A 20,208-nucleotide genomic window follows, 5' to 3' on the forward strand; every position below is an offset into this window, starting at 1 on the left:
CATGGAGGAGACCCCCTCCGTGTCCGGGACTTGGGGGCGCCGGTTGCGACGTCCCGTCCGCTTTCGAGGGATTGATGCTCCCGTGAGCCAGATCGTCGTCAAACGCCCGCCGCGGGCCCTGCCGCCCGAAGTTCCCTCCGAGGAGCTGCGACTGGAGGCTCCACCCGAACTCCCGCGGGGGCAGCAGGAGGGCATGCTGATGCAGCTCCTGCCGATGCTCGGCATGGGCTCGTCGGTCGTCTTCTTCTTCATGCCGGGTGCGGCGCCGTTCATGCGCATCATGGGTGTGCTGATGCTGGTGTCGACGGTCGGCATGGTCATCGCCCAGCTGGTGCGCTTCCGTCGCGGTACGCAGGGGCAAATGGCGGACGTTCGCCGGGACTACCTCAAGTACCTGGCGCAGACCCGGCGTCAGGTGCGCCGCACGGCGCGGGCGCAGCGCGACGCTCAGCTGTACCTGAACCCGGCGCCCGAGCAGTTGTGGTCGGTGGTCGCCGAGGGCTCCCGGCTGTGGGAGCGGCGGGTCGGCGACGGTGACTTCGGCCAGGTCCGGCTGGGGCTGGGCCCGCAGCGGCTGGCCACCCCGCTGGTGGCGCCGGAGACCGCCCCCGTCGACGAGCTGGAGCCGCTGACGGCCGGGGCGATGCAGCGTTTCCTGAAGGTGCACTCCTCGCTGGACGGGCTGCCGGTCGCGCTGTCGCTGCGGGCGTTCTACCACGTGACGGTGTCCGGGGAGCCGGAGTCCGCGCGGGGGGCGGCGCGGGCGCTGCTCGCCCAGCTGGTGACCCTGCACTCCCCCGAGGACCTGGTGGTGGCCGTGGTGGCCGCGCCGGGGGCCGTGCCGTCGTGGGACTGGACGAAGTGGCTTCCGCACACCCAGGTGCCGGGGCAGGTGGACGGGGCCGGCACGAAGCGGCTGTTCGGTGACGACCTGGGCGAGCTGGAGGCGCTGCTGGGACCCCGCCTGGAGGGGCGGCCGCGGTTCAGCCGCGAGGTGTCCCCGGTGCTGGACCAGCCGCACCTGGTCGTCGTGCTGGACGGTGGCATGGTGCCGCCGGACTCGGCCTTCGCCGCGGCCGAGGGGCTGCAGGGCGTCACCATCGTCGAGGTGGTCGCGGGCGAGCTGGACGAGCCGCGGGGCGCCCTGTCGGTCGTGGTGCGGCCGGGCCGGCTGCGTCTGGAGTCGGGGGCGGGCTTCGCGTACGAGGGCACCCCGGACACGCTGTCGCTGCCCGCGGCGGAGGCGCTGGCCCGTCAGCTGGCGCCGCTGCGCACCGGCGGCGGGGACGACGACGAGCCGCTGCTGGCCAATCTGGACTTCACGGACCTGCTGAACCTGGGCGACGCGGCGGCGGTCGACGTGGCGCGGACCTGGCGTCCGCGGTCGGCCGGCGAGCGGCTGCGGGTGCCGATCGGTGTCGGCGAGGACGGCAGTCCGGTGATGCTGGACCTGAAGGAGGCCGCGCAGGAGGGCATGGGCCCGCACGGCCTGTGCGTGGGCGCGACCGGCTCCGGCAAGTCGGAGCTGCTGCGCACGCTGGTGCTGGGTCTGGCGGTCACGCACACCTCGGAGACGCTGAACTTCGTCCTCGCGGACTTCAAGGGCGGTGCGACCTTCACCGGCATGGGGCAGATGCCGCACGTCGCGGCGGTCATCACGAACCTGGCGGACGACCTGACGCTGGTGGACCGGATGGGCGACTCCATCCGCGGTGAGCTGCAGCGGCGGCAGGAGCTGCTGCGGTCGGCGGGCAACTACGCGAACATCCACGACTACGAGAAGGCCCGCGCGGCGGGTGCGCCGCTGGAGCCGCTGGCCTCCCTGGTGCTGGTGATCGACGAGTTCAGCGAGCTCCTGACGGCGAAGCCCGACTTCATCGACATGTTCATCCAGATCGGCCGCATCGGCCGTTCGCTGGGCGTGCACCTGCTGCTGGCCTCGCAGCGCCTGGAGGAGGGCAAGCTGCGCGGCCTGGACACGTACCTGTCGTACCGGATCGGTCTGCGGACGTTCTCGGCGGCGGAGTCGCGGACCGCGATCGGCGTACCGGACGCCTACCACCTGCCGTCGGTGCCCGGTTCGGGCTACCTGAAGTTCGGCACGGACGAGATGACCCGCTTCAAGGCGGCGTACGTGTCGGGGACCTACCGCTCGGGCGGCCCGGACCTGTCGGTGGGGCTGTTCCCGCTGGAGCGGCGGCCGGTGCTGTTCACGGCGTCCCCGGTGCCGGTGGTGTACGCGGCCCCGGACCCGGCGTACCTGGCGGCGCAGCCGGCGCGGGCGGACGACGCCCTCGCGGACACGGTGCTGGACGTGATCGTGGGCCGGCTGGAGGGGCAGGGGGTGCCGGCGCACCAGGTGTGGCTGCCGCCGCTGGACGTGGCGCCTCCGCTGGACCAGCTGCTGCCCGCGCCGGCTCCCTCGGCGGAGCGCGGACTGCAGGCCGAGGGGTACACGCGCCTGGGCGGGCTGGTCGTCCCGCTCGGCCTCATCGACAAGCCGTTCGAGCAGCGGCGCGAGGTGCTCTACCGGGACTTCTCCGGTGCGGCGGGCCACATGATGGTGGTCGGCGGACCGCAGTCGGGCAAGTCGACGCTGGTCCGGACGCTGATCGCGTCCTTCGCGCTGACGCACACCCCGCGGGAGGTGCAGTTCTACGGGCTGGACTTCGGCGGCGGCAGCCTGTCCGCGGTCGCGGAGCTGCCGCACGTGGGCGGGATCGCCTCGCGGCTGGACCCGGAGCGGGTGCGGCGCACGGTCGCGGAGGTCGGGGGGATCCTCAACCGCCGCGAGGAGTTCTTCCGGTCGCACGGCATCGACTCCATCACCACCTACCGGCGGCGGCGGGCGGCGGGCGAGCTGCCCGGCGAGCCCTGGGGCGACGTCTTCCTCGTCATCGACGGCTGGGGCGGCTTCCGCAACGAGTACGAGGGCCTGGACCAGGTCGTCACGGACATCGCGGCCCGCGGTCTGGGCTACGGCATCCACGTGGTGATCACCGCGGCCCGGTACATGGAGGTGCGGCCCGCTCTGAAGGACCAGATGCTGGGCCGGCTGGAGCTGCGCCTGGGCGACGTCATGGACTCGGAGTTCGACCGCAAGGTCGCGGCCAACGTGCCCCCGGGGATGCCCGGCCGCGGGCAGGTGCCGGAGAAGCTGCACTTCCTGAGCGCCCTGCCGCGGATCGACGGTTCGCACGAGGCCGGGGACGTGTCCGAGGGCACGGCCGCGTTCGTGTCCGCGGTCAAGCAGCACTGGCCGGGTCCCTCGGCGCCCGGGGTGCGGCTGCTGCCGCGGCTGCTGCACGCCGACCAGCTGCCCCGGGGCGGGCAGCACCCGGAGCGGGGGATCGCGATCGGCATCGACGAGACGGCCCTGGAGCCGGTGTTCATCGACTTCGACACCGATCCCTTCCTGCTCGTCTTCGGCGAGAGCGAGTCGGGCAAGACGAACCTGCTGCGGCTCATCGCCCGGCAGATCGCGGAGCGCTACTCCCCCGACCAGGCCCGCCTGGTGGTGGGCGACTACCGGCGCGGCCTCCTCGGGGCCCTGCCGGAGGAGCACCTGCTGGAGTACGCGCCGATGGCGAGCTCCCTGCAGATGCACATGGAGGCCCTGGCCGGGGTGTTCTCGCGGCGGCAGCCGCCGGCCGACGTCACCCCGCAGCAGCTGCGGGACCGCAGCTGGTGGACCGGGCCGGACGTGTTCATCGTCATCGACGACTTCGACCTGGTCTCCACCAGCCAGGGCAATCCGCTGGCGCCGCTGGTGGAGTTCCTGCCCTTCGCCCGGGACACGGGCGTGCGCTTCATCATCGCGCGGAACTCGGCGGGCGCCTCGCGTTCGATGTACGAGCCGTTCATGCAGCGGATCAAGGAGTTGGGCGCGCAGGGCGTGGTGCTGTCCGGCGACCCGTCCGAGGGCGACCTCGTCGGCAATGTGCGGCCGCGGGCGATGCCTCCGGGCCGGGCCCATTTCGCCACGCGCAGGCGGGGCACGTCGCTGGTGCAGCTCGGGCGCATGCCGGGGGTGTAGGGCGCACCGGGGGGCCACACCGGGCCGGGCCGTCGGTCGGGCGCACGCACCGGGGGGAATCGCCCCCGGTGCGCGGCGACAGCACCGATACTCGGGGGGAGACCGCGCCACCGAGGGAAGGGCCGCACATGGGCACCCAGCAGGAGAAGGACGAGCTGTACGCGCTGGACATCAGCGGCGTCGAGTGGGAGGGCCCGCCCGGGACCAGTCCGGACGAGGAGCGCGTCGAGATCGCGCGGCTCCCCGAGGGGGCGGTGGCGATGCGGTCCTCGCTGGACCGCGAGACGGTGCTGCGCTACACCGCCGCCGAGTGGGAGGCCTTCGTCCTCGGCGCGAGGGACGGCGAGTTCGACCTCGACCGCCAGGAGTCCTGAGGCCGCTGCGGTACGGGCGGCCGCCCGTACCGCAGGGCAACGGCGAAGGGGCGCGCCCGGTGCGGGCGCGCCCCTTCGCACGTGGCCGGGCGGACGGGCCGCCGGCCGCCGGACTCAGTAGGCCTCGGTGAACAGCTGCGAGGCCTTCTTGTCGGTGGCGCGGTAGTCGTCCTTGCCCCGCTCGATGAGGCCGGCGGTCTTCTCCAGCCGGTCCTTCATGTGGTCGGCCTTGCCCTTGTACTTGCGCTGGAGGTCCTCGTACGCGGCGTGGGCCTCACCGTCCCAGGTGTCCGTGACCACCTTCAGCGCCTGGTCCATCGCGACCAGGTCGTCGACGATGTTCTTGGAGACCTGGCGGATGCGGTTCGCCATCGCCTGGACGCTTTCGTACTGGACCTTGGTGTGGCCGTCGTTGGCAGCCATGCTCTTCTCCTTCGTGCGGGGTGGACGTGACGCGGAAACGGCCTGGATCAGAGGGCGTTGAGACCGGAGGTGTTGCCCGGGCTGTCGTTGCGGACGGCGTTGAACGCCGCACGCACGTCGTCGTCCTGAGCGTTGCTGAGGTTCTTGGTCTTCGACACGGCGTTGTGCAGGATCCCGAGGAGCCGGCGGATGTCGTCGTGGTCCTCGTTGATGACCCGCTGCGCGTCCTGGAAGCCCGAGGCACCCACACCGGTCCAGCCCGCACTCACCGTGGCGAGGATGTCGGCCAGTTCGCGAGCCTGCTTGCTCACGGCGGTGGCCGTCTCGGAGATCTTGTTCTTGGCCTGGACGACCGGATCGTCCGCAAGTCCGAAGGTGTTCGTGCTCATCGAAGCTCCTCACTTCTCAATTCGCCGGCAGAACCGGCGGATTGCGCAGCGGATCGGCCGGCCCCGGCGCGGTGTGGTCCACGCGCCCCGGGCATCCCCTCCGCTTCACGCGATCCCCCGATCACACTCGTGAAGTCTGCCGTCACTCTAGTCAGTTCATCGCCCTGGCCCAACACCGGCCGGTCGCTTCCGTTGGTGAACCGTGACCGTTCACAGCAAACGGCGCCCGCGCTTTCGGGCATCCCGGACGACGGTGGCCGTCCCGGTGATGACGGCGATCAGGAGGGCTGCGACGCCCAGAGCGTAGGTGCCGAACCGCTCCTCGCGCTCCTGGGCCGTCTCGGTCAGCTGCAGGGCGGCGGCCTGCGGAGCCGCCGCGTGCGGCGGGCCCGGGTCCGGTACGGGGGCCTTGGGGGCCTCGTGGTCCTGGGTGACGGCGCGGACCGGGTCGACCACCCCCCAGCCCACGTAGTCGTCCCGGCCGTTGACGGAGCGCTCGGCGGTGTTCTGGATCTGCCAGACGACCTGCTGCGGGGTCCACTCCGGGTGCTCGGCGCGCAGCAGGGCCGCCACCCCGGCGACGTACGGCGCGGAGAAGCTGGTGCCGTTGTCGATGCACTGGCCGAAGCCGGGGACGGTGGAGACCATGTCCACGCCGGGCGCCGCGACCCCGACGAAGTCACCGGGCTGGGAGAAGGCGGCCCGTTCGTTGTTGCGGTCGGAGGCGGCCACGGCCAGGACCCCGGGGAACGCCGCCGGGTAGGTCTTGCGCTTCTCCCCGCTGAGGCCGTCGTTGCCCGCCGAGGCCACCACCACGACCTTCGCGTCGAGGGCCTTGCGGACGGATGTGGCGAGCGCGGAGTCGGCGGCCAGCCGGGTGTCGGTGTCCTGGGAGATGTTGATGACCTGGGCCCCCTTGGCCACCGCGTGGTCGATGGCCTGGCTCAGGGACAGGGCGGTGCCCTTGCCCTGCCCGTCGTTCTGCCGGATGGGGATGATCGTGGCCTCAGGCGCCAGGCCGACGAAGCCCGTGCCCTTCTGCGGCCTGGCCGCGATCAGACCCGCGACCTTGGTGCCGTGGCCCACGGTGTCGTTCGTGCCGTCGCCGCCCCCGGGGTCGAGGAGGTCCTTGCCCGCTCCGGTGTCGAGGGCGCCGCTGAGCTGCGGGTTGGTCCGGTCGACCCCGGTGTCGATGACCGCGACCCGGACGCTCCTGCCGTCCTTGTCCTTGCCCTTCGTCTGCACCCAGAGCGCGTCCAGGAGCAGCCGCTGCAGTGCCCAGGGGCGGTCCTCGATCTGCTGCTTCATGGGGAAGGTGCACTCGCCCGCCCCGGCGAGCCGCAGCACGTCCGGGGGCCGCGGCGGGGCGTCCGCGGCGGCGGCGCCCGCCGTGGGCGCCGCGAGGAGGGCGAGGGCCGCGGTGAGGAGCGCGGTGCGGCGCAGGGCCGGGCGCAGCCCTGCCGGGCGCGGCAGCGGGGGCAGCTGGGCCATGGTCACGAACCCTGCGGCTGGCGCGCCGCGTTGGTGTCCAGGCGCGGGCCCTTGGAGAGGAACTCCGACCAGGCGATGGGCACCATGGCCGGGACGGTGCCTGCGTACCCGAGCCGGATCTGCGCCTGGCTGGCCTCGGGGCGGGCGTCCCCGCCCTCCCCCTTCGCCTGCTGGTCGGGGGCGCCGATCCTGGACTGCTCGGCGTCGCTGTCGCCGTTGGCCTGGACGGCGTACCGCAGGCCGGTGTCGGTGACGAGGAAGAGGGAGCCGCCGGCGGTGGTCTGCCTGCCCTGGACCTGGGTGTAGAGGAGGCCCGAGCCCGGGGTGACGTAGGCGCCGGTACCGCTGGCGGTGATGTCGACGGGGAAGCCGGTGCCCGCCCAGGTGCTGAGGGTCTGGTTGCCCTGGCCGTCGACCGCGCGCAGGACGTTGCAGACGGTGTCCCGGCTGCCTGATCCGGTGGCGGCCGTCGCGGCGGCCGGCCCGCTCTGGTTGATCCGCTCCGTCTTGCGCTGCGGCCACCGCACGTCCCCCAGGAAGGGGGCGGGATCCGGGTTGAGGGACTGGAGGTCGACCTCGCGGGCCTTGCCGTGCATGTTGAGGCCGTCGGTGGCGGGCGCCGAGATCAGCAGCCAGGCCGCGAACTCCGAGACCGGCGCGACCTTCCCCGGCAGCACCACGTAGTGCTGTGTGCCGGAGCCGGTCTGCGCCACGAGCACCATGCCCACCTTGTTGTCGGGGGTGGCCAGGCCCTGGACGCCCGCGTCGGCGCCCGCCTTGCCCGGCAGCTGCGGGAAGGACAGGTCCTCGCCGGAGTCCAGGGTCGCCAGCCACTGCTCGGTGACCTGCTGCGGGGCGGCGCCCGTTCCGACCAGGGCGGTGGTCATCGTCCCCGCGGCGGGGGTGCCCTCCGGGAACTTGTACTTGGTGCCGGAGGCGTCGACGAGGTAGCGCTCCTTGCCCGCGCCGGTGCTCTGGACGTACAGCGACTGGGTCTCGGTGACCCGGCGGCCGTCGTCGGTCAGGTGCGCCTCGCGGTCGGCGAGGACGAAGGTGGCGGTCTGCACCCCCTGGCCGTTGCCGCCGGGCTGCTGGCAGACGGCCCACCGCTTGGCCTTGCCGGCGTCCTCCTTGGCGGGGAGCCGGTCGGGGGCGTACGGGATGCCGATGATGGGGCCGCGCGGGGGCCTGCCCGCGTCCAGGACCTTGTCGTCGACCTGCACCACCTTGAACTTCTGCGGGTCCAGCAGCAGTCGGGCGGAGGACAGGTTGAGCACCGGGTGCAGCCGGGTCTGCTCCTTGCCGTCGACCTTGGTCGTCAGCACCACGTAGCGGGTCGTCGACTGCTTGCCCACGATGACCTGCACACCGGGGTCCGCCCAGCCCTTGGGGGCCGTGGGCTTGAACATGCCCCAGGCACCGAACCCGGCGACCACCAGCGCCCCGACGACCACTCCGGGCAGGATCGTGCGCAGCGGCCTGGGCGCACCCTCCTCGGTCCCTGCGGCGGAGGGCTGGAGGAACGCGGCGACCGTGCGCCGCTTCGCAAAGGTGTACGCGTTGAGCTCATCGCGTCGTGATGCCATGACCGCCTGCTTCTCCCCCGCACGGCCCGGTAGGTGGGTACGGTCCCCGGGCCTCGATTGTCGGACCGGGCACCTACTATGCCTCTTGACGGACGGTATGCACGGCCCGGGTAGGGTGAGGGTGCCGCTCGGCGGCTTCCGGACCAGGGTAGTCAGGTCTTGTTGGGGTGGACGGGGAAGGCTCCGGAGCCGTGCGGCGGGTGTCCCGCCGCGCCGGAGCCCACGGGGCCCGGCCCCGGAAAGGGGAAGAGCGCGAGTGAGGGCCACGGCGACCGAGCCGGCCGCGGGCGCGGCCGCACCCGCACGGGGCGGGGTGACACCGCATCCGAGGTCGAGTCCGGGGCGGTTCGGACCGTTCCGATTGCAACAGCTCGTACTCCTCCAGGTGGCCGCCGCGGCCCTGTTGGCGGCCTGGGTGGTCGAACCCCTGCTGCTGGTGCCCGCCGGCGTGCTGGCCGTCGTCCTCGTCCTGCTCGCGGTCGTACGCCGCCACCAGCGCTCCCTGCCCGAGTGGATCGGCGGTGCGCTCGCCCTGCGCGCGCGGCGCCGCCGGGCCGACGCCCTGACCGTGCCGGCGGGCACCGAGCCGGGGCTGGCCCCCCTCGTCGAAGCCGATCCGGCCCTGCGCACGCTCACGTTCAGCGACCGGGAGCGCCGGCCGGTGGGGATGGTCGGCGACGGCACCTTCCTGTCCGCGGTCGTCCAGGTGGACACCGAGGCCACCGCGCTGCGGCCCGACCGCGGCGCGAAGCCGCTGCCGCTGGCGCTGGTCCGGGACGTCCTGGAGGTGGACGGCATCCGGCTGGAGTCCGCACAGCTGGTGCAGCACACCCAGCCCGCGCCGGCTCCGCACCTGCCCGCGCAGTCGACGGCCGCCCGCAACTACGCGCCGCTGCAGGCCCGGACCGGCACCCCGGCGGTACGGCTGACCTGGATCGCGCTCAAGCTCGACCCGGAGCTGTGCCCCGAGGCGGTCGCCGCGCGCGGCGGCGGGGCGGCGGGAGCGCAGCGCTGCCTGGTGCGGGCCGCCGACCAGTTGGCGAGCCGCCTGGCCGGGGCCGGGTACACGGCCACCGTGCTGACGGAGCAGGAGCTGACGGGAGCGCTGGCCACCTCCTCGTGCGCGAACCCGATGGCGATCACCCAGGCGGGCCGCTCGGCCGGCACGGGCCGGCGGACCGAGGAGACCCCGCGGACCTGGCGCTGCGACGACCGCCGGCACACCACCTACTGGATAGGCCGCTGGCCCCGGCTCGGCGGCGCGGGAGCGGGGCTGCCGCAGTTCGTGGCGCTGCTGACCTCGCTGCCCGCCCTGGCGACCACCTTCAGCCTGACGCTCGCCCCGGCGGAGCGGCACGGGGTGACGCTGACCGGGCACATCCGGGTGACCGGACGCAGTGACGAGGAACTGGTCGCGGCGCGGCGCGAGTTGGAACGCACCGCACGGGGCGTGAAGGCCGGGCTGGTACGGCTCGACCGCGAGCAGGTACCGGGGCTGCTGGCCTCGCTGCCGCTGGGAGGGGCGCGATGAGGGGCGGTTTCGGACTGGTCGGACCACGGCGGGAGCGCCATGTGGTGCCCGCGGCGGACCTGGACTTGCTGGCGGTGCCCGTCGGGGACGACGGGGTCGTCATCGGGGTGGACGCCGAGGGCCGCCCGGCGGTGCTCGGTGTCAACCGGCCCACGGCGTACGAGGTGACGCTCATCGGCGGCCTGTGGACGGCGCAGGTGCTGGCGCTGCGCACGGCGGCCACCGGCGCGCGCGTGGCGGTGGAGACCGGCCGCGGGCCGGCCTGGTCGGGCCTGGCCAGGGCGGCCGGCGGCGGACAGCAGTGCGTCACCCTGCACGAGGTGGGCCGGGTGCCTCCGCAGGGCGCGTCCGCGGGCAGCCCGGTGCTGGTGGTCCGCGACTGCGGGATGCGGCCGCCGCGCGGCCGCATGGTGGCCGGCCCCTGGCAGTCCGTGCTGACTCTGCTGCCGTACCTGAGCCCGACGGCGCCCCGGCTGCTCCAGCAGTCCTCGCTGGTGGGCGTACAGCGGGTGTCCCCCGACGAGGCCGAGCGGATCGGCGGCCTGATGAACCTGCCGCGGCCCGCGGTGGATTCGCTGCCGACCCTGGGTGACGGGGTGACGCTCTGGTGCACCCGGCGGGACCGGCAGTTCGTGATGACCCAGGGGACCGAGGCGGAGACGGGACTGCTGGGCCCGGCGCGCCGCATCGACTGACCCGGGCCCGGGGTGCGGGCGGACGCGGCGCGGTCGCGATTAGGCTGGGTGCGGGCGTGGCGTCGAGGTGGACGCCGGACCGGTGTTCGACAGACCAGGAGGACCAGTGAACGGCGATCGGAACGAGAGGCGCGGCGGGACGTGGGACGTCCCGACGGACGATCAGTCCGACGCGGAGCCCGAGGTCACGGGCGAGTTCACCATCGACTACACCCCGCCGGCCTGGTACACCCAGGGCGCGGCGGCCCCGGCCGCCGCGGTGCCGGGGCTGCCCGAGGGCAGCGGGTTCGAGCCGCACCGCCCCTCGGACGTGGCCTCGCCGCCGACGATGCGGATCGCGCCGCCCGCCCAGCGGACCCCGTCGGACGGGACGCCCGGAGCGGCGCCGGGCAGCCCGGCCGCGCTGTCGCCCGAGCCTGCCGGGGCGGCGGAGGCCGCGACCCCGCCGCCGCCTCCCGCGGCTCCGGCTCCCCGTGACCCGTACGCGGACCCGGCCCCCGCCCCTGCCCCTACCCCGGCGGACGCGCCGGCTGCGCCGTTCGGCGGCCCGGCTGCGGCTCAGGCCCCGGCCCCGGAGCCCCACCGAGCCCCGGCCCACCCGGCCCCGCCGGCAGCGGCCCCGGCGCCGTCCGACGCGCCGCCCGCGCCCCCGGCGCCCTACGCGGTCAAGGCCGAGGGGTCCGGGGCCGCGGCGGCCCCGTCCGCCGCCCCCGCCCCGGTCCCGCCCGCGCCCTCCGCGGCCCCGGCTCCGGCCGACGCACCGCCGCACCCGGCGCCGCCCGCGCCCTACGGCGCCCCGGCCCCGGCCGACGCACCGCCCGCGGCACCGGCCGAGGCCGCGTCCGGCGCGCGCGCTGCGGCCGACGGGGAGGCCGTCGCGGCTTCCGCCGGGGAGACTCCTTTCGGGGGACCCGGCGCGGTGCCGCCCGGCCCCGACGGAGTGAAGGAGGCCGCCGGCCCGCACGAGCCCCCCGCCGAGGGCGTCTCCCCGTTCACCGGCGCCGGGGGCGAACTCCCACCTCCGCCCCCCGCGTTCGCGGTCTCCGGCGCACCCGAGGGCTACGGCTTCCCGCCCCAGGGCCCCGCGCAGCCCGAGCCCCAGACCCCGCAGGGGTACGGGTCCCCGCCGCAGGCCCCGCAGGGCTACGGCTTCCCGCCCCAGGGCCCCGCGCAGCCCGAGCCCCAGGCCCCGCAGGGGTACGGGTCCCCGCCCCAGGCCCCGCAGGGCTACGGCTTCCCGCCCCAGGGCCCCGCGCCGGCACAGCCGCAGGCCCCAGCCCCGCAGGGCTACGGCTTCCCGCCCCAAGGCCCCGCGCAGCCCGAGCCCCAGACCCCGCAGGGGTACGGGCTCCCGCCGCAGGCACAGCAGCCGCTGCCGCAGCCGCAGTTCGATCCCCGCGGCGGTGCCTCCTGGTCCGGTGCGCCGCAGCAGCAGGCCCCGCACCAGCCGCACGACTCCTACCCGGCCGGCCAGGCCACCGGTGGGGCGCCGCTCGGCTACACGGCGGCCGTCGAGCTGTCCTCCGACCGCCTGCTGCGCACCAAGCAGAAGCCCAAGAACAACGGCGGCGGTGCCGGCGCGGGCGGCGGGCTGTTCCGCTTCGGCGGCAAGGCCGCCGAGGCCGAGCGCCAGCGCAAGCTCGAATTGATCCGCACCCCGGTGATGTCCTGCTACCGCATCGCCGTCATCAGCCTCAAGGGCGGCGTCGGCAAGACCACGACCACCACGGCCCTGGGCGCCACCCTCGCCACCGAGCGCCAGGACAAGATCCTGGCCATCGATGCGAACCCGGACGCCGGCACCCTCGGCCGCCGGGTGCGCCGCGAGACCGGCGCCACCATCCGGGACCTGGTCCAGGCGATCCCGTACCTCCACTCGTACATGGACATCCGGCGGTTCACCTCGCAGGCCCCGTCCGGGCTGGAGATCATCGCCAACGACGTCGACCCGGCCGTCTCCACCACCTTCAACGACGAGGACTACCGCCGCGTCATCGAGACCGTGGGACGCCAGTACCCGATCGTCCTCACCGACTCGGGCACCGGGCTCCTGTACTCCGCCATGCGCGGCGTCCTGGACCTCGCCGACCAGCTGATCATCATCTCGACCCCGTCGGTGGACGGCGCCAGCAGCGCCAGCACCACGCTGGACTGGCTCTCGGCGCACGGGTACGCCGATCTGGTCTCGCGCTCCCTCACCGTCATCTCGGGGGTCCGCGAGACCAGCAAGATGATCAAGATCGAGGACATCGTGCAGCACTTCGAGACCCGCTGCCGCGGCGTCGTCGTGGTGCCCTTCGACGAGCACCTCGCGGCCGGCGCCGAAGTCGACCTGGACATGATGCGCCCCAAGACCCGCGAGGCGTACTTCAACCTGTCCGCCCTCGTGGCCGAGGACTTCGTGCGGGCCCAGCAGCAGAGCGCGCAGCACCACTGGGGTGCTCCGCAGCAGCCCCCGCACGGCGGGCACCCGGCGCCGCAGCAGCCGTACGGCAGCCCGCAGGGCCACCCCGGCCAGCCGGGGCCGTACCAGCAGCCCCCGCAGCAGCCGCAGCCCCCGCAGCCGTACGGCGGGCCCTACCCGCAGCCCGGCCAGCCCTGGCAGCAGCCCCCGGCCCCCCAGCCCGGGCAGCACCCGCAGCAGCCTCCGCCGCCGGCGCGCGACCCGCGCCTCGGCTGAGCGGACCGGCGACCGCAGACGGGCGAGGGCCCGTACCGACCCCGATCGGGGCTGGTACGGGCCCTCACCCGTCACCTCTGCTTCTGCTGGTGCTTCTGCGGTGGAGCGTCAGCGCTGCGCGTCGTAGGCGTCCGTCAGCACCCGGGCCCGCTTCACGTCGTCCGCGATGGCCTCCAACAGCCCGTCCAGGGACTCGAACTTCGCCATCCCGCGCACGTAGGACAGGAAGTCCACCGCCACGTGCATGCCGTAGAGGTCCAGCCCGATGCGGTCGATCGCGTACGCCTCGACGGTCCGCTCGGTGGCGTCGAACTGGACGTTCGTCCCGACCGAGATCGCCGCGGGCATCCGCTCGCCGTCCGCCGTCAGCCAGCCCGCGTACACCCCGTCCGCCGGGATGGCGGTGTGCGGCTGCGTCTCGACGTTGGCCGTGGGGTAGCCCAGTTCCCGGCCCCGCTGCGCGCCGCGCACCACGACGCCCTCGACCCGGTGCGGCCGGCCCAGGATCTCCGCGGCCCCCTCGATGTCGCCCTCGGCGACCAGCCTGCGGGCCAGCGTCGAGGAGAACGGCACGCCGCCGCCCGCCTCGCCCCGCTCGACCAGGTCCACGACCTCGACCTCGTAGTCGTAGGTGGCACCCAGCTCGCGCAGGAAGTCGACGTTCCCGGCGGCCCGGTGGCCGAAGCGGAAGTTGGGGCCTTCGATGACGGCGCGTGCGTGCAGCTTGTCGACGAGGACCTTCACGATGAAGTCGGCCGGGGACAGCTGCGAGAACTCCGCCGTGAACGGCAGGATCAGCAGGGCGTCCACCCCGAGGCCCGACATCAGCTCGGCGCGCCGGTCGTAGCGGGCCAGGATCGGCGGGTGGCTGCCGGGGCGGACGACCTCGCTGGGGTGCGGGTCGAAGGTGACGACGACCGACGGGACGCCCAGCGCGCGGGCCGCGGCCACGGCCCGCCCGATGATCAGCTGGTGGCCCCGGTGCACGCCGTCGTACGAGCCGATGGTGACGACGCTGCGTCCCCAGTCCTGGGGGATGTCCTCCAAGCCACGCCAGCGCTGCACTGTGACCGCTCCTCGCCCGAACCGTGTCGTCTTTGAACTGATTGCCGATTGCAGGTCTAAGACTGCCATGCCGGTGGCCGGTGGCCCGCATCGGCGTCCGCCGGGCCCGGGGCCGCGGCCGGGCCCGCCCGCCCCGTCCGCCGGGCCCGGGGCCGCGGCCGGGCCCGCCCGCCGCCTCAGGTCACGTCCGCGGCGGCCGTACGGAGCGTCTCCACCGTCCGGCGCGCGCTGGGACCCAGCAGCGCGGCCGCCTCCGCGGCGGCTTCAGCCATCCAGCGGGCCACGAGTGCGCCGAAAGCCGGGTCGCTGCGGGCCAGCTCCACCGTCCGCCGCTCGAAGACCGCGGGCCCGCCGGGCACCCGCATCAGCTGGCGGCCGGTGCGCTGCAGCAGGTCCCGCGTCCGGCCGGGCGCCCGTACGCCGGCGCCGGCCGACACCGCCCCGAGGAAGGCGTCCAGGACCTGCGGGTCGCCCTCCTCCCGCAGCAGGACGTCGGCCAGCTCGCCCCGCAGCGGGTGCGAGGGTTCGCCGCCGGGAGCGCCCAGCACCACGGCCAGCTCGGCGCGCACCCCCGCCGGGGCGGACCGGAGCAGGTCGAGCACCAGCGGCCGCAGCACCGGTTCCGCGGCCGGGCCCTGCTCCAGGCGCCGGTCCACGAAGGCGGCGCCGTGCGGGGCGTCCTCGGGGCGGCGGCCGAGGTGCTCCCGTACGAGGTCACCGGCTCGGCGGGCCAGCGCGGGCGTCGTCAGCGCGGCCAGGGCGCGCAGCACCTCGCCGTCGGCGCGCTCGCGCAGCGCGGCGAACACCGCGTCCTGGTCGGGCAGTACGGGCAGGACCGCCACCAGGGTCGCCGCCGGGAGCCGGCACCCCTGCCCGGCCGCGGGGCCGGGGCCGGGACCGGTTCCGCGGAAGGAGTCCAGGGCCTGGGGCAGGTACCGGCCGCGCACCTGCGGGTCGCGCAGCAGCACCGCGAGGGCGCTGCCGTGCAGGGCGGCGTCGGCGGGACGGGCCAGCAGCGCCTGGGCGGCGCGGCGCAGCAGGTCGCGGTCGGCGGGGGTGCGCACGTGCGGGGCGGCGGCCTGCCCGTAGACGGCGGCCGCGACCCGGCGCGCGGGCCGTTCGTCGTGCGCCCAGCGGTCGACGGCCCGGCACAGTGCGGAGGGCTCCTCCTCGGCGAGGACGGCGAGGAGTTCGTCGGCGTCCGGGTGCGCGGCGGCGACGAGCGCCTCGGTCAGGTCGTCGACGGCGAGGCGGCGGTGGGTGTGCAGCAGGGCCTGGGCCGCGGCGGCGACGGTGGCGCCGGGACGGCCGCGCAGCCGGCGCCCGTCGGTGAACCAGGCGCACAGCAGCGGCTGGACGCGCTGCGGGTCCCGGGCGAGGCGGCGGGCGGCGGCGTCGAGGTAGCGGTCTCCGGGGACGGCTTCGGCGGGGTCGGCGGGCAGCAGCCGGCGCAGCAGGTCGAGCCGGTCGGGCTCGGGCAGCCGGAGCCGGTTCCAGAACCAGCCTCCGAACTCGCCCGGCCCGGCCCGGTTCACGTGTTCGGCGAGGGCGTGCAGGACCGGCAGGTACGGCCGGGCGTCGGACGCCCTCAGCAGGGTGTCCCGCACCAGCCGGGCCGTCCACCACGCCCGGCCGGCGAGTCCGGCGTCGTCCTCCTCGGCCTCCTTCCCGGGGGCCGGGCCGGCGTCCGGCGGGGCTTCGGCCAGGGCGTTGAGGTGGTGGACGAGGTTCATGAGGGTCCGGTGCCGCTCGTCCGCCGGGAGCCGCTGCACGGCTTCCAGGACGGGTCCGGTCCGGTGCCGGGGCACCGGTACCGGGTCGGCGGGGTGGCGGACGAGCGAGGCCAGGGCCGTCGGGACGTCCAGCCGGCCGCCCTGGAGCCAGTCGGACAGCTCCTCGTGGGCGAAGCGGTAGCCGGGCCCGGCGGGCACGAGCAGTCCTTCGGCGAGCACGGCCGCGGCCCAGCCGGTGCGCCAGGGGAACAGTTCCTCGAAGGAGTCCCGGTCCAACTGCCCCTGCCCCGGCCCCAGGCACCGCCGGGCGGCCTCGTGCACCCGGCCCGCCACCCGCGCGGCGAGCCGCCGCACCCCCGGGCCGTGCACCCCGGCGGGGCCGGCCCCGGCTGCGGCGATGCGGACGGCCGCGCGCAGGCACAGCAGGTCCACATGGGCGGCGAAGACCTCCTCGCGTCCGGGACGGCCGGCGGTTACCCCGGCGGCGCGGATCCCGGCGAGCAGGCCCAGCGTGAGCGGGTGGCGGGCATCGGCCTGAACCACGGCCTCGGCGGGCACGCCCAGACGCTTGCGGGCCTCCTCGGCCTCGGCAGGGGTGAGGTCGCCGACCGGAAGGGCGGGCGGCATCCGCCGGGGTGCCCGGGCCGGGGTGCAGAGGGCGCCGGGCGGGTAGAGGGCCCCGGCCCGCTCCCAGTGCTCGGGGCGGGTGGCGACGACCATGCGTGCTCCGGTCGCGCGGAGCCAGGCGGTGGTGGCCTCGGTCCAGGGCCGCAGGCGGCGGGCCTGCTCCGGCGGCATCTCCTCCGGGGCGTCCAGGACGATCAGCAGCGCCCGCCCGGCTCCCGCGCCCAGCCGGGCGACCCGTCCGGCGAGCCCCTCGGCGTCCCCCTCCGCGCGCGCGGCCCCGTCCCCGCCCGGGACGGCCCTCGGGGATCCGGCGGCCGCGGGGTGCGCACGCTCCGACCAGGGTCCCCCGGCCGGGTCCAGGGCGGCCCACGCGCCGGGGCTGCCGACCCCGTCCGGGACCGGCCCGGAGGCGGCGACCGTGCGGCTCGCCGCAGCCAGGGCGCGGGCCGCGGCGGCGGCCACCGAACCGTCCCCGGCGAGCAGGTCGGCCCCGCGCAGCCACAGGGTCGGGGCGGGGCGGGCCCCCTGCGCCCGGCGGGCGGCGAGGGCGGCCAGCGCCGTGGTCCGGCCGCTGCCGGGTGCGCCGACCAGGCCGAGGACGGGCCGGTCCCCGGCCGTGAAGGCGTCCAGGGCGGCGGCGAGGTCCGGCCGCTCCACGGGGTCGGCCGCGGGCCCGGCGGGCGGATGCACCGGCGGGAGACCGGGGCGGACCTCGGGTCCGGCGGCGGTGCGCAAGGCCGCCGGGAGGGCGTGGCCCGGCCGGGTCGACGGCGGGAAGGCCGCACCCAGGGTGGTCGCGGTGAGCTCCAGGGCGCCGGCGAGGTTGAGGTCCGCGCCGTGGCCCGGCACGGTCGCCGCATTGCGTTCCAGCAGGGCGGCGAGGGGGCCCGCCGGGTCGGCCGCGGCGGCTGCCCGCAGCGTTACGGCGAGGTCCGCGCTGCGGTGCTCCGTCTGCAGGGCGGTGTTCAGCACCGCGAGCACGGCTCCGGTGGCGGCGTCCAGGACCGGGCCTCCGCAGGCCTCCCCGCCGGTCCGCAGGGCGTCGCGCCCGTCGGTGCCCATCACCAGTTCCACGGCCGGCACCGCGGCCGGTTCCCCACCGGCGTCCTGCGCCGGACGGGCGGCCCGGACGGCGCCCAGCACCCGCGCCTGCCGCCAGCCCCGGGCGGCGATCCGCACGTACGTCCCCGGGGCGACGGGCTCGCGCACGGCCACGGGCAGCGGTCGTACCCCGAGTCCGTCGGTCCGTACGAGCGCGAGCGCCAGCTCGGGCAGCAGGACCACGTCCTCGGCGCCGGCCAGCCAGGTCCGCCCGTGCGGCCCGGGGGCCTGCACCCGTACCCGGGGCAGCCCGGCGACGGCCGCGTGGCTGGTGACCACCGTCCCCTGGTGGTCGGCGAGGAATCCGCTGCCTCGGGGCAGCCCGTCGGCGTCGGCGATGCCGAGGAGTTCCACGACGCCGCCGGTCTTGCCGGTGTCCTCATCAGGCTCGCAGGTCCCGCAGGCCCCGCCGGCCCCGTCTGTCGCCACAGCCGCATCACTCCCCCGCCACGCTCCGTCCTCACGACGGTAGGCAGGTGAAGATCAGCGGGAAAAGAACGCAGGACGAACGCGCCCCCCTACGCTCCCTCCATTCACTCCGAGCGCCTGCTCGGACGGGTGAATACCGGGGTCCGGGTGGATAGAGACCTACCCGAGGGGGGTCGTGGAGCGGTGAGCAGCAGTCGGTGTGCGCTCACCGCTCCACGTCGAAGCAGCCGAAGGGGCCGGCCGCCGGGCCGCCGCGGGCCCGGCCCGCAGGCGCGCCGGGCTCAGGCGCGCCGGGCTCATGCGCGCCCGGCTCAGGCGCGCCGGGCTCAGGCGAAGACCGCGAGGGACTTCGCCTTGCCGCCCTTGCTCTCCACGAGCCCGAGCAGCTGCCCGTCCGGCCCGTACACCGCCACCGCCTTGCCGGCCTCGTACACCTCCGGCATGTCGATGCGGACCCCGTTGGCGAGCAGCGCGGCCCGCCGCGCGTCCAGGTCCCAGCGCGGGAAGGCCGCCGCGGCCGCCTCGCCGATCGGCATGACGGTCAGCTCCTCCTGGAGCTGGTCCAGGGTCCGCGCCCGGTCGATCTTGTACGGGCCGACCCGGGTGCGCCGCAGCGCGGTCAGGTGCCCGCCGACGCCGAGGTCGGCGCCGAGGTCCCGGGCCAGGGCCCGGATGTACGTACCGCTGGAGCAGACCACCGACACGACGAGGTCGACGACCTCGGTGCCGTCCTCGGCCCGGGCCTCGCGCATGTCGTAGACCTGGAACGAAGAGATGGTCACCGGCCGGGCCGGGATCTCGAAGTCCTCGCCGTCGCGGGCGCGCTTGTAGGAGCGCACGCCCTTGATCTTGATGGCGCTGACCTTGGAGGGGACCTGCATGATCTCGCCCGACAGTTTGGCGATGCCCGCGTCCACGGCTTCCCGGGTGACCCCGGAGGCGTCCGTGGAGGAGGTGGTCTCACCCTCGGCGTCGTCCGTCAGGGTGTTCTGGCCCAGGCGGATCGTGCCGAGGTACTCCTTCTCCGTGAGCGCGAGGTGGCCGAGGAGCTTGGTGGCCTTCTCCACGCCCAGGACCAGCACGCCCGTCGCCATCGGGTCGAGGGTGCCGGCATGGCCGACGCGGCGGGTCCTGGCGATGCCGCGCATCTTCGCGACCACGTCGTGCGAGGTGAAACCGGACGGCTTGTCGACGATGACGAGGCCTCCCCCGGCCTCCGGCCGGGAGGGGCCCCCGGGAGTCTTCCCTGCGTCGTTGCTCATTCCGCGGCTGCGTCCTCGTCGTCCTCGTCCTCGCCCGGCTTCTTGTACGGGTCGGCCTCGCCGGCGTACTTGGCGCCCGAGGAGACCTCGCGCACCTGGGCGTCGGAGGAGCGCGCCTTGTCGAGGAGGTCCTCGATGGTCTTCGCGTTCTCCGGGAGGGCGTCCGCGACGAAGGTCAGGGTGGGGGTGAACTTCGTCCCCGCCGCCCGGCCGACCGCGGACCGCAGCACGCCCTTGGCGCTCTCCAGGCCCGCTGCCGCGCTGGCCCGGTCCTCGTCGTCACCGTAGACCGTGTAGAAGACCGTGGCCTCCCGCAGGTCGCCGGTGACGCGGGTGTCCGTGATCGTCACGTGCGTGCCGAGGCGGGGGTCCTTGACTCCGCGCAGCAGCTTCTCGGCCACCACCTCCCGGATGAGGTCCGCCAGCTTCTTCGCCCGCGCATTGTCGGCCACTGGTCCGTCTCCTTCTTCTGTCGTGCAGACAAGCCATAAGTCAGTCTTCATCACCGTGGAGGCGCCGTCGTACGGACAGCAGCTCCACTTCCGGACGCGCCGCGACCAGCCGCTCGCAGCGGTCCAGTACGTCCGAGAGGAACCCCGTGTCCCCACTCACCAGAGCGACCCCGATACGGGCCCTGCGGTGGAGGTCCTGATCGCCCACTTCTGCCGCGCTCACGGAGAACTTGCGCTGGAGCTCGGCGACGATGGGCCGGACGACGGAGCGTTTCTCCTTCAGCGAGTGGACGTCGCCGAGGAGCAGGTCGAAGGACAGAGTCCCCACGTACAT

14 protein-coding genes are annotated in these 20,208 nt (G+C 75.1%); 5 read left to right on the forward strand and 9 right to left on the reverse strand.

All coding sequences use genetic code 11. The features are described from left to right. Window positions 1-82 precede the first annotated feature (82 nt). On the forward strand, window positions 83-4,036 hold the full coding sequence (eccCa, locus tag ACLJTM_RS33740) for a type VII secretion protein EccCa (RefSeq protein ID WP_411107637.1): 3,954 nt from the start codon (window positions 83-85) through the stop codon (window positions 4,034-4,036). A 128-nt stretch (window positions 4,037-4,164) separates the two neighbouring features. Next, window positions 4,165-4,410: a DUF397 domain-containing protein gene (locus ACLJTM_RS33745; RefSeq protein WP_411107638.1), complete on the forward strand. Its 246-nt coding sequence runs from the start codon at window positions 4,165-4,167 to the stop codon at window positions 4,408-4,410. A 114-nt stretch (window positions 4,411-4,524) separates the two neighbouring features. Here ACLJTM_RS33745 and ACLJTM_RS33750 read toward each other — a convergent pair whose 3' ends face one another. From ACLJTM_RS33750 to eccB, 4 genes are all read right to left on the reverse strand, one after another. Then, complete coding sequence (locus ACLJTM_RS33750) at window positions 4,525-4,833, reverse strand: WXG100 family type VII secretion target (protein WP_411107639.1); 309 nt, start codon at window positions 4,831-4,833, stop codon at window positions 4,525-4,527. 47 nt (window positions 4,834-4,880) lie between these two features. Further along, entirely contained in the window at window positions 4,881-5,222 is a 342-nt protein-coding gene (locus ACLJTM_RS33755) for a WXG100 family type VII secretion target (RefSeq protein WP_411107640.1), read from the reverse strand. A gap of 210 nt (window positions 5,223-5,432) precedes the next feature. Next, window positions 5,433-6,713 (reverse strand): type VII secretion-associated serine protease mycosin, encoded by a 1,281-nt coding sequence (gene mycP, locus ACLJTM_RS33760; protein ID WP_411107641.1) that lies wholly within the window; start codon window positions 6,711-6,713, stop codon window positions 5,433-5,435. A 2-nt stretch (window positions 6,714-6,715) separates the two neighbouring features. Next, a complete protein-coding gene (gene eccB, locus ACLJTM_RS33765) occupies window positions 6,716-8,299 on the reverse strand; it encodes a type VII secretion protein EccB (protein ID WP_411107642.1) in 1,584 nt (527 codons plus the stop codon). A gap of 256 nt (window positions 8,300-8,555) precedes the next feature. On the opposite strand from eccB, the gene eccE reads away from it, so the two are divergent. From eccE to ACLJTM_RS33780, 3 genes are all read left to right on the forward strand, one after another. Continuing rightward, the gene (gene eccE / locus ACLJTM_RS33770) at window positions 8,556-9,830 is read left to right on the forward strand and encodes a type VII secretion protein EccE (protein ID WP_411107643.1); all 1,275 of its coding nucleotides are present in this window, start codon (window positions 8,556-8,558) and stop codon (window positions 9,828-9,830) included. Beyond that, window positions 9,827-10,525 carry a hypothetical protein gene (locus ACLJTM_RS33775; protein WP_411107644.1) on the forward strand — a complete coding sequence of 233 codons (699 nt, stop codon included), beginning with the start codon at window positions 9,827-9,829 and terminating at the stop codon, window positions 10,523-10,525. Before eccE ends, ACLJTM_RS33775 begins: the two co-directional genes overlap by 4 nt. 106 nt (window positions 10,526-10,631) lie before the next feature. Further along, complete coding sequence (locus ACLJTM_RS33780; protein WP_411107646.1) at window positions 10,632-13,205, forward strand: SCO5717 family growth-regulating ATPase; 2,574 nt, start codon at window positions 10,632-10,634, stop codon at window positions 13,203-13,205. A gap of 108 nt (window positions 13,206-13,313) precedes the next feature. Here ACLJTM_RS33780 and ACLJTM_RS33785 read toward each other — a convergent pair whose 3' ends face one another. From ACLJTM_RS33785 to ACLJTM_RS33805, 5 genes are all read right to left on the reverse strand, one after another. After that, on the reverse strand, window positions 13,314-14,270 hold the full coding sequence (locus tag ACLJTM_RS33785) for a bifunctional riboflavin kinase/FAD synthetase (protein WP_411107647.1): 957 nt from the start codon (window positions 14,268-14,270) through the stop codon (window positions 13,314-13,316). Between the two features lie 176 nt (window positions 14,271-14,446). After that, window positions 14,447-18,160, reverse strand: a complete 3,714-nt coding sequence (locus ACLJTM_RS33790) for a serine protease (RefSeq protein WP_411107648.1) — start codon at window positions 18,158-18,160, stop codon at window positions 14,447-14,449. Window positions 18,161-18,486: 326 nt separating this feature from the next. Continuing rightward, window positions 18,487-19,422: a tRNA pseudouridine(55) synthase TruB gene (gene truB, locus ACLJTM_RS33795; protein WP_411107649.1), complete on the reverse strand. Its 936-nt coding sequence runs from the start codon at window positions 19,420-19,422 to the stop codon at window positions 18,487-18,489. Further along, complete coding sequence (gene rbfA / locus ACLJTM_RS33800; protein ID WP_411107650.1) at window positions 19,419-19,874, reverse strand: 30S ribosome-binding factor RbfA; 456 nt, start codon at window positions 19,872-19,874, stop codon at window positions 19,419-19,421. Before rbfA ends, truB begins: the two co-directional genes overlap by 4 nt. A gap of 40 nt (window positions 19,875-19,914) precedes the next feature. Continuing rightward, window positions 19,915-20,208, reverse strand: coding sequence for a DUF503 domain-containing protein (locus ACLJTM_RS33805; RefSeq protein WP_030161467.1), 294 nt, complete (start codon window positions 20,206-20,208; stop codon window positions 19,915-19,917).

Origin of the sequence: Streptomyces sp. cmx-4-9 (assembly GCF_046548835.1) — a bacterium.
GTDB lineage: Bacteria > Actinomycetota > Actinomycetes > Streptomycetales > Streptomycetaceae > Streptomyces.